This window comes from Glutamicibacter sp. AGC84 (genome assembly GCF_053543575.1).
The window spans coordinates 27,467-37,018 of sequence record NZ_JBLVOC010000010.1 but is presented as its reverse complement, the minus strand read 5'-3'; the positions used below and the strand labels follow the sequence as shown (position 1 = coordinate 37,018).

Annotated in this window: 6 protein-coding genes; 4 read left to right on the top strand and 2 right to left on the bottom strand. The window is 67.5% G+C overall.

Features of this window, described 5'->3' with window-relative positions:
- The first annotated feature begins 128 nt into the window (after positions 1 to 128).
- The gene (locus tag ACNPN0_RS06800; RefSeq protein ID WP_332485883.1) at positions 129 to 1,187 is read left to right on the top strand and encodes an ImmA/IrrE family metallo-endopeptidase; all 1,059 of its coding nucleotides are present in this window, start codon (positions 129 to 131) and stop codon (positions 1,185 to 1,187) included.
- 79 nt (positions 1,188 to 1,266) lie between these two features.
- Positions 1,267 to 3,189, top strand: coding sequence for an acyl-CoA dehydrogenase family protein (locus ACNPN0_RS06795; protein ID WP_448937271.1), 1,923 nt, complete (start codon positions 1,267 to 1,269; stop codon positions 3,187 to 3,189).
- On the opposite strand, the gene ACNPN0_RS06790 is transcribed toward ACNPN0_RS06795, so the two are convergent.
- Both ACNPN0_RS06790 and ACNPN0_RS06785 read right to left on the bottom strand, forming a co-directional pair.
- Positions 3,186 to 4,946, bottom strand: coding sequence for an HNH endonuclease signature motif containing protein (locus tag ACNPN0_RS06790; protein WP_448937270.1), 1,761 nt, complete (start codon positions 4,944 to 4,946; stop codon positions 3,186 to 3,188). The two genes, ACNPN0_RS06795 and ACNPN0_RS06790, sit on opposite strands and share 4 nt — an antisense overlap.
- Before the next feature lie 61 nt (positions 4,947 to 5,007).
- Positions 5,008 to 6,534, bottom strand: a complete 1,527-nt coding sequence (locus tag ACNPN0_RS06785; RefSeq protein WP_448938866.1) for a PucR family transcriptional regulator — start codon at positions 6,532 to 6,534, stop codon at positions 5,008 to 5,010.
- Between the two features lie 110 nt (positions 6,535 to 6,644).
- On the opposite strand from ACNPN0_RS06785, the gene ACNPN0_RS06780 reads away from it, so the two are divergent.
- Complete coding sequence (locus tag ACNPN0_RS06780; protein WP_332485879.1) at positions 6,645 to 8,147, top strand: CoA-acylating methylmalonate-semialdehyde dehydrogenase; 1,503 nt, start codon at positions 6,645 to 6,647, stop codon at positions 8,145 to 8,147.
- Between the two features lie 5 nt (positions 8,148 to 8,152).
- Entirely contained in the window at positions 8,153 to 9,532 is a 1,380-nt protein-coding gene (locus ACNPN0_RS06775; RefSeq protein WP_448937268.1) for an aminotransferase class III-fold pyridoxal phosphate-dependent enzyme, read from the top strand.
- Positions 9,533 to 9,552 lie beyond the last annotated feature (20 nt).

Sequence of the window (9,552 nt, the reverse complement as noted above, 5' to 3'; positions counted from 1 at the left end):
CCCCCCTTTTCGCAAGTCAGAGCGTGTTACTTCACGAAGCTGCACGCAATTGGTGCTTTGTGGCATAGGCCACTAGTCTGAGGTCATTAGACGATCAAGATCGCCTTTTGGAAGATTGCAGGAACCTCATGACTTTGGAACCGACCAGAATCAGGTTGGCACGCGAACGTGCAGCGCTGAGCCGGTCCGCCTTGGCCGCCTCGCTGGGTATTTGCGAGCGCGAACTCGCCCATGCTCCCGAGGATCTTTCCCTTGCGCTGGCCGATGCGCTGGGCTGCGCGCCGCAGTTCTTCCGGCTTCCCGCGGCCCAGGGCATCGACACCGAACGGATCTTCTTCCGCTCCCCGCGCCGCACCAGCACCGCGCAAAAAGTCGCCGCGGCCGCGCTGGGCCGCAACGGCGTAGAACTCTACAACCTGATCACGCGGAACTTCCGGCTCCCGCACACCGGGATCCCCGAGCTGTGCGGCTTCACCCCGGAAGATGCCGCCGCGCATCTGCGCACCGAATGGGATCTGGGATGCGGCGCGCTGCCCGATCTGCTGCATCTGCTCGAAGCCCGCGGGGTGCGGGTGCTGAGCCTGCCGGCCTCGCTCGAAGCGGTCAAGACCTTCAGCTTCTGGGAAGACGAGCAGGCCTTCATCTTTCTGGCCGCCGGCAGCCGCAATGCACAGCGCCTGGCGATGGCCCACGAGCTGGGGCATCTGCTGATGCACTCCTCGCTGGGCGAGAACCGCGAGCAGGTGGCCGCCGCGGAACGCGAGGCCGACGAATTCGCGGCACGCTTGCTCCTGCCCTCCCTGTCCCTGCAGGTGCGGGTCTCCGATTCCCTGCAGATCCCGCAGCTGCTGGCACTCGAAGAGCAGTTCGGTGCACCGGCCCAGGTGATCCTCGCGCATTCGCGTGCCCGCGGCTTGCTGGGCGAGGGCGCCTACCAGTGGTTGTCCCAGGAGCTGGCGCTGGAACCGGCCCAGGAGCACCAGCAGCTGGTCTCCCGGGTCTTCTCCCTGGTCTTCCCCTCCCTGCAGCGCGACCATCGGGCCAGCACCGCACGGATCGCCCGCGAATTAGGGCAAACCGCATCGCAGATCCATGAGCTGACCTTCGGGCAGGCGTTCGTGCTGCTCGAAGGAGAGAACCTGCACGACGCCGGCCAGGCGATCCGCGGCCACTTGCACGCGCTCTAGCAACCCCGGGGTTTGGCAGCTACGCTGGTGCCACCAGGCGATGGCGCCGCGGCCGATCGCCGAGCCAAAGGGGATCGCCATGCAAATCAACGCCGACAAATCCAGGCAAGTCGCCGAGGAGTCCCGCGAGCAGTTCGACCGGCCCAGCTTCGCCAAGGGCCTGTACATGGGGGCCGTGGACTTCTCCCTGATCGAACCATTGCCCAGCGCCCTGCATCCAGAACGCGGACAGGAATTCCTGCCGCAGCTCGAAGCGGTCCTCGATGGCATCGACCCGGAGCGCATCGAAGCCCAGGCGCGCATCCCCGGCGAATATATTGCCCAGCTTCGCCGCATCGGCGCCTTCGGCATGAAGATCCCGGTCGAATACGGCGGACTGGGGCTGAGCCTGCTGGACTACGGCCGGGCGCTGATGCGCGTCGGCGTGGTTTCCCCGGCCATCGGCGCGCTGCTCTCGGCCCACCAGTCCATCGGCGTCCCCGAACCGGTGAAGTCCTTCGGCACCGAGGAGCAAAAACGCGAGTACCTGCCGCGCTGCGCGGCAGGAGCCATCAGCGCCTTCCTGCTCACCGAGAACGATGTCGGTTCCGACCCTGCACGGTTGGGCACCGAAGCCCGGCTCAGTCACGACGGCAGCCACTACATGCTGGATGGCGCGAAGCTGTGGACCACCAACGGGGTGGTCGCCGAGCTGCTCGTGGTGATGGCCGCGGTGCAGCCGCATGAGGCCCTCGGCCAAGAGCCTGCAGGTCGCGGCGGAATCACCGCCTTCATCGTCGAGGCCGATACCGCGGGCATCACCGTCGAGAACCGCAACCAGTTCATGGGCCTGCGCGGAATCGAGAACGGGGTGACCCGGTTCCGCTCGGTGCGCGTGCCGGCGGCCAACCGCCTGGGCAAGGAAGGCTCGGGGCTGAAGATCGCGCTGAGCACCCTGAACACCGGGCGCTTGTCCATCCCGGCCATGTGCGCCGGGGCCGGCAAATGGTCCACGAAGATCGCCCGTGAATGGTCCGCGGCCCGCGTGCAGTGGGGCCACCCGGTCGGCAAGCACCAAGCCGTCGCCGGCAAGCTCGCCTGCATCGCGGCCAGCAGCTATGCGCTGGAAGCGGTGTTCGAGGTGTCCGCCCGGCTGGCCGATGCCGGCATGAAGGATATTCGCATCGAGGCGGCACTGGCCAAGCTCTGGGCTTCGGAGACCGCCTGCACGATCGCCGATGAGCTGCTGCAGATCCGCGGCGGGCGCGGATTCGAGACCGCGCAGTCGCAGGCAGCGCGCGGCGAGCGGGCGGTGCCGGTCGAACAGATGCTGCGCGACCTGCGGATCAACCGCATCTTCGAAGGCTCCACCGAAATCATGCACCTGCTGATTGCCCGCGAGGCCGTGGATGCGCACCTGCAGGCGGCCGGGGACCTGGCGCGCGCCGGGTCGAGCATCCAGGACAAGGCCCGAGCGGCGGTGGATGCCTCGGGGTTCTATGCCCGGTGGCTGCCCAAACTTGCGATGGGCGCAGGCTCGCTTCCGAACTCCTATGCCGAGCACGGCCCATTGGCCAAGCACCTGCGCTACGTGGAGCGGACCTCGCGGCGGCTGGCACGCCAGACGTTCGCCGGGATGGCGCGCTGGCAGGCCGGCCTGGAAAAGCAGCAGGTCTTCCTGGGCCATATCGTGGATATCGGCGCGGAGCTGTTCGCCATGTCCGCGGTGATCGCCAATACCACTGCGCTGCCGCAGTCCCCGGCCGGCCAGCGCGACTCTGCGCAGGATCTTGCCCTGGCCTTCTGCGAACAGGCCGCGCAACGCTGCGAGGAGCATTTCGACAGGCTCTGGAAAAACACCACCCGTACCGATGGACGGATCGCCGCGGACCTGCTGGACGGGAAGTTCCAGTGGCTGGAGGCAGGGGTCCGCGATGTCTCCGAAGGCACCGGAGAGTGGATCGCCCAGTGGTCCGATGGAGTTCGCAAAGACGTGCGGTGGCCCTACCCGGAGGATGACTAGGGCTCCACGATCTCGATGTCCAGTTCCCCGGCACGCCACTTCGCGGTCATGCGCTCGGCGAGGGCATCGGCCGCCAGGGCTTCCTGCGGGGTCATCCAGTAGGTGTTCACCCGGAGTTTCTGCTGCGGGTCGAGTTCCTTGGACAGCAGGGCCATCGGCCGGCATCCAGGGATCTTCACCGCGTGGAACAACCCGCAATGCCTGCCGATATGGTGGATCGTGCATCCCAAGGCCGCGGACTCGATGTCCGTGTTGCCGCCCTTTTCCCACGCGTCGAGATGATCCAGTTCGCATCGTTCGGCGGGCATGCTGCATCCCGGATACAGGCACCCTCGATAGGCCGCCCGGATGGCGCGGCCCTGCGCCTTGCTATACAGCCGCTGGGTGCGGCCCAGGTCCAGGGGAAGGCTCTGGCCGTTCAGCACCAGCGGATAGATTCCGGCCGTGCACAATGCCGCTCTGGTTTCGCCCGGGGATAGCTGGATCCCGGTGGAAGTGACCGCGAATTCCTTGCCGTCGCGTCTCATCTTCTCGTAATCCAGGATGATGCTCACCTGCGGTACCGCCAACCCGGGTTGCCTCCCTGGCGAACCGCTCTGGTTGCGGTCGGTCATCAGCAAGGCCAGGAATCCTACGAGCCGGCGTCGTTCTGGCCTGAGCTCCTCGAACTGGGTGGCGGCCGGGCCGGCAGGTTCCTCGGGCTCTTCAGGTTCTTCGGGTTCGTCAGGTTCCTCGGGTTCTTCGGGTTCGTCAGGTTCCTCGGGTTCTCCAGGTTCGTCAGGTTTGTCAGGTTCTTCGGGTTCTTCAGGTTCGGCGGATCCCTCGGGTGCCGATCCGGCAGGTTCCCCGTCTTTGGCCCAGTCGGGCATCGATTCCTCGTCATCCCAGCCGCTGCCCTGGGCACCGGTGAACTGCGCCTCGGCGTGCGCCAGGGCTTCGCGGTTCCCGGCCACGGTGGCCGGGTTGTCCAGCGCGTTGAAATACGCTTCGATCATCGCCGCATGGGCGGGCAGGACGCGCAGGACGTATTCGACCAGGCCCTGGCGCATGCCCTTCTTGAAGATCCCGATCCCATCCAGCAGGGCCTGCAACGGGCGCTGGCCGGACTTCACCTGCGCCACCAGTGCGTTGATGTGCCTGCGGGCGGCCTTGGGTTCGCTGCGGATGAAGGCGGCCGATTCGGCTTGCAGCTGGTCCTTCTTGGCCTGCCCGGCCTGGCCTTCGCCGAAGTCCTTGCGGGCCGAATGCAGTTTCAGCGCGGCCGAGGACACCAGCCGGGGATCCACGTCGGGGTCGGCGAATTGCCCGGCCAGTTCCGGCAACCAGGCGGGCAGCGGTTGCCCTGCCTCGTCGACACCGCCCAGCAAGCAATCCACCAGGGCCAGCCGGTCGCGGACCGTGCTGCGCGGGATGTCCAGCCAGCCGTGCAGCAGCCCGGCCGTGTTCTTGAAATGCGTGCGGGCAGTGGTGGTGCGCCCGGCGGCCACCTGGAACGCGGCGAGGCTCGGGTGCTCGCCTGCCTCGGTGACGGCCTGGAAGGATTCCTGGTCGAGCTTGTGGGCACCGGTGCGGCGCAGCGCATGGGCGGCGTGCAGCTGGGTGCGGCTCTGGCGGCGGGCGAGCTTGTCAGCAAGCTGCGCAAAGCAGGCCGCGTGGCCGGGGCTCAATGGCCCGCCGGCAAGGACCGCGGTGGCCGATGCGATGAGTTCTTCCGCGTCGGCCAGGTCCTTCAGCGCCTGTGCCTGTTCTGTGCTCATGCCCCCATGATGCCCGCGGCGTCCTGCGGGGTTTTCTCACCGGGAGCCAAGTGTGGATAGCTCAGCCGTGCATGCGGTACCAGAGCAGCGCCACCTGCAGCGAGGCGCGGGACTCGGCGGAGTCCAGCTGCACCCCGAGCTTGGCTTCGAGCTTGGCCAGCCGGGAGTAGAGGGTGGGCCGCGAGAGGTAGCCGGCCTTGGCCAGCGCGGTTTTGTTCCCGCCGTGGGCCAGGTAGAGATCGAGCAGGTCAAGGGCGGGAAGGTCGAGCGGGTTGAGCAGGCCGGAGAGCTCGGCCAGCGCGAAGGTTCGCAGCTTCGGGTCGCTGCCCATGGCCGAGAGCACCCCGCGCAGGCGCAGGTCGGCGAAGCGGTAGTAGGGCTGGGCGCGGGTGGGCAGGTGCGGGACGATCTGCGCGACCTGCGCGGCTTCCTCCAGCCCGGCGATGCTGGTAGCCAGGGTGCCTTCGGGCCCCACGCCGATGGCCACCGGCGCGGTGAGCTGCTCGGCCAGGCGGCGAGTGAAGCCCTGCAGGGTGGAGTCCAGCAGTTCGCGGGCGCGCAGCGGCAGAATCAGCCCCAGGTACCCGGGCTTGAGCGAGCCGGCCAGGATGCCCAGGTGCAGGGTGTCGGCCAGCTGGTCGAGCACTTCGAGCAGGGCGCGGTCGGCCAGCTGGGTTTCGGTCGGCGTTCCGGAACCGGCCAGGGAGATGACCACCGGGACATAGTAGGGGGCGGCGGCCAGGCCCAGGGCCTGGGTGCGGATGGCGATGTCCTTGTCGCTGTAGCTGTGCCCGGCCTGCAGTTCGTGCAGCGTGGAGGTGCGCGCCTGGTAGAGCAGCTCGCGCTGGTCGCGCCCGGACAGGCGGGCGATGGTCAGCGCCTGGCCGGCCCGTTCCAGCACCAGGGCCGCGCGGTCGTCGTCCTCTAGCACGGCCGGGACGATCAGCCGCCCCCAGCGGCGCCGGACCGCGCCGACCGGGGTCTGCAGCCAGTTCTCGGTGCCGGTGGCGCGTCCAGTGTGCTCCAGGAACCCGACGAAGCGCGAACGGGTGATCCAGTGTTCCAGTTGCGCGCCGGACTGGGCGAGCACGTGGTGGCGGACATCTTCCAGGACCACGGGGGCCGAGAGCAGCTGCGCGGTGCGGTCCACGATCTGCGCTTCGTCGGCCTCGGTCAGCGAGAGCCCGGTATAGATTTCGTGCACCGTGCGGGAGAACTGGACGGCCTCGAGCTGCTCGGCGACGAGTTTCTGGTGGATGACCTCGGTGATGGACACGAAGCGGGTGGTGGTGCGCAGGGCGATGACCGGCAGGCCCAGGTCGGCGACGTCCAGCGGTGCGCCGGAAAGGTCCTCGATGATGACCCCGACGGCCCCGGCCTCGCGCAGCGCGGTGATGAAGGCGCGCACGTCGCTCACGTTGCGCAGGGTCGTGAGGATCAGCTCGCGGCCCAGCAGCAGGTCGATGTTCTCGGTGGATTCGGTCACGTGCACCCAGCGAAGCGGCGCGTCCATCCCTGTTCCGCAGAGCACCTGGGGGTCAGCGGCCTGGACCACTGGCAGGTGCAGTACCTCGTCTACCGTCAGCATTTTTACACTCCGTCAGCACTAGTGCTTAAATCATGACACAGTGATGGTGTTGTCCCTCACATCCATGACCCATGATGAAGGCAGGCACCCAACTTCGAAAGGCCGATACGATGACCGCAACGCTGACCGGCACCCTGCAGCACTGGATCAACAACGCCAATTACTCCGCCGATGACCGCACCGGCAAGATCTACAACCCCGCCACCGGCGAGGTCACCCGCCAGGTTGCGCTGGCCTCCAAGGCCACCACCGAGCATGCGATCGCCGCAGCCGCCGAGGCCTTCCCGAAGTGGCGCGACACCTCGCTGGCCCGCCGCACCGCGATCATGTTCAACTTCCGCCAGCTGCTGGCCGAGCGCAAGGGCGAGCTGGCCGCGATCATCACCGCCGAGCACGGCAAGGTGCTGGACGACGCGCTGGGCGAAGTGGCCCGCGGCCTGGAAGTCGTCGAGCTGTGCTGCAACGCGCCCTACCTGCTCAAGGGCGAGTTCTCGCAGAACGCCTCCACCGGCATCGATGTGCAGTCCATGCGCCAGCCGGTCGGCATCTCGGCCATCATCTCCCCCTTCAACTTCCCGGCCATGGTGCCGCTGTGGTTCTTCCCGGTAGCGATCGCCGCCGGCAACGCGGTGGTGCTCAAGCCATCGGAGAAGGACCCGTCGGCCGCCAACTGGCTGGCCGAGCTGTTCACCGAGGCCGGCCTGCCCGAGGGCGTGCTGAACGTGGTGCACGGCGACAAGGAGGCGGTGGACACCCTGCTGACCGATCCGCGCGTGAACTCCGTGTCCTTCGTGGGTTCCACCCCGATCGCGCAGTACGTCTACTCCACCGGCACTGCGCACAACAAGCGGGTGCAGGCCTTTGGCGGCGCGAAGAACCACATGCTGGTGCTTCCGGATGCCGACCTGGACCTGGCCGCCGACATGGCGGTCAACGCAGGCTTCGGCGCGGCCGGCGAGCGCTGCATGGCGATCTCCGTAGTCGTCGCGATCGACACCATCGCCGATGAGCTGGTGGCCAAGATCGCCGAACGCGCCAAGACGCTGCGCGTGGGCGATGGCACCCGCGGCTGCGACATGGGTCCGCTGATCACCGGCGAGCACAAGGCGAAGGTGGCCGGGTACATCGAGGCCGGCATCTCCGCCGGCGCGGACCTGGTGCTCGATGGCCGCACCGGCACCGTGGATGCCGATGGCGAGGGCTTCTTCCTGCACCCGACGATGTTCGACCACGTCGGCACGGACATGTCCATCTACACCGAGGAGATCTTCGGTCCGGTGCTCTCGGTGGTGCGCGTGGAGAGCTTCAACGAGGGCATCGAGCTGATCAACTCTTCGCCGTACGGCAATGGCACCGCGATCTTCACCAACGACGGCGGCGCGGCCCGCCGCTTCGAGGACGAGATCCAGGTGGGCATGGTCGGGGTCAACGTGCCGATCCCGGTACCGGTGGGCTACCACTCCTTCGGCGGCTGGAAGGCCTCGCTGTTCGGCGACCAGCACGCCTACGGCCCGGAGGGCTTCAAGTTCTTCACCCGCAACAAGGTGATCACCAAGCGCTGGCTGGATCCCAGCCACGGCGGCATCAACCTCGGCTTCCCGCAGAATGACTGATACCCATGACTGAACCACTGGCACAGCCACTGACGCAGGGCGTTTCCGCAGCGGATATCGCCGCTGGGAAGCGTGCCTACGAGCTGGACCGCAAGCACGTCTTCCACTCCTGGCAGGCCCAGGGGCCGTTCGCCCCGATGGCCATCCTGAAGGCCGAAGGCTCCTGGGTATGGGACGGCGAGGGCAACGCGCTGATCGACCTCTCCAGCCAGCTGGTGAACACGAACATCGGGCACCAGCACCCGAAGGTGATCGCCGCGATCCAGGAGCAGGCCGGCAAGCTGGCCACCATCGCCCCGCAGCATGTGAATGATGCGCGCTCTGAGGCGGCCCGGCTGATCGCCAAGCACACCCCCGGGCAGCTGGACAAGATCTTCTTCACCAATGGCGGTGCCGATGCGGTGGAGCATGCGGTGCGCATGGCGCGGCTGCATACCGGCAAGCACAAGGTGCTCTCCGCGTACCGTTCCTACCACGGCGGCACCCACCTGGCGGTGAACCTCACCGGAGATCCGCGGCGCTTCGCCTCGGACCACGGAACCGATGGGGTGGTGCGCTTCTTCCCGGCCTACCCGTACCGCTCCTACTTCAATTCAAGCACCCCCGAGGAGGAGACGGCCCGGGCGCTGAAGCACCTGGAGGACACGATCCTGCTCGAAGGCCCCGGCACCATTGCCGCGATCATCCTGGAGAGCATTCCGGGTACCGCCGGCATCTACCTGCCGCCTCCGGGCTACCTGCAGGGCGTGCGCGAGCTGACTAAGAAGCACGGCATCGTGTACATCGCCGATGAGGTGATGGCCGGCTTCGGGCGCAGCGGGCAATGGTTCGCGGTGGACCATGCCGGGGTGGTGCCGGACCTGCTGACCTTCGCCAAGGGCGTGAATTCCGGCTACGTGCCGCTGGGCGGGGTGGCGATCAGCCCGGAAATCTTCGAGACCTTCCGCGAGCGGGTCTACCCGGGCGGGTTGACCTATTCGGGCCACCCGCTGGCCTGCGCGGCGGCGGTAGCCACCATCACCGCGATGGAGGACGAGGCCATGGTGGAGAACGCCAAGCGCCTGGGCGAGGAAATCATCGGGCCGCGCCTGGCGCAGTTCGCGACCGAGCACCCGAGCGTGGGCGAGGTGCGCGGAACCGGCGTGTTCTGGGCGATCGAGCTGGTGAAAAACCGGGAAACCCGCGAGCCGCTGGCCGCCTATGGAGGCAGCAGCCCGGAGATGAACCAGGTGGTTGCCGCCGCGAAGGCCGCAGGGCTGCTGCCCTTCGCGAACTTCAACCGGCTGCATGTGGTGCCGGCGATGAACATCGAGGATGAGGTGCTCATTCAGGCGCTGGATCGCCTCGAGCAGGCCTTGGCCGTCGCCGACACGTTCGTTCAATAGCACCGATCTGGCAGGACAGC

Bases quoted from the DNA above. Each gene is read 5' to 3' on its own strand.
- ACNPN0_RS06800 (WP_332485883.1), top strand. From the start codon at position 129: ATGACTTTGGAACCGACCAGAATCAGGTTGGCACGCGAACGTGCAGCG.
- ACNPN0_RS06785 (WP_448938866.1), bottom strand. From the start codon at position 6,534: ATGCTGACGGTAGACGAGGTACTGCACCTGCCAGTGGTCCAGGCCGCT.
- ACNPN0_RS06780 (WP_332485879.1), top strand. From the start codon at position 6,645: ATGACCGCAACGCTGACCGGCACCCTGCAGCACTGGATCAACAACGCC.
- ACNPN0_RS06795 (WP_448937271.1), top strand. From the start codon at position 1,267: ATGCAAATCAACGCCGACAAATCCAGGCAAGTCGCCGAGGAGTCCCGC.
- ACNPN0_RS06790 (WP_448937270.1), bottom strand. From the start codon at position 4,946: ATGAGCACAGAACAGGCACAGGCGCTGAAGGACCTGGCCGACGCGGAA.
- ACNPN0_RS06775 (WP_448937268.1), top strand. From the start codon at position 8,153: ATGACTGAACCACTGGCACAGCCACTGACGCAGGGCGTTTCCGCAGCG.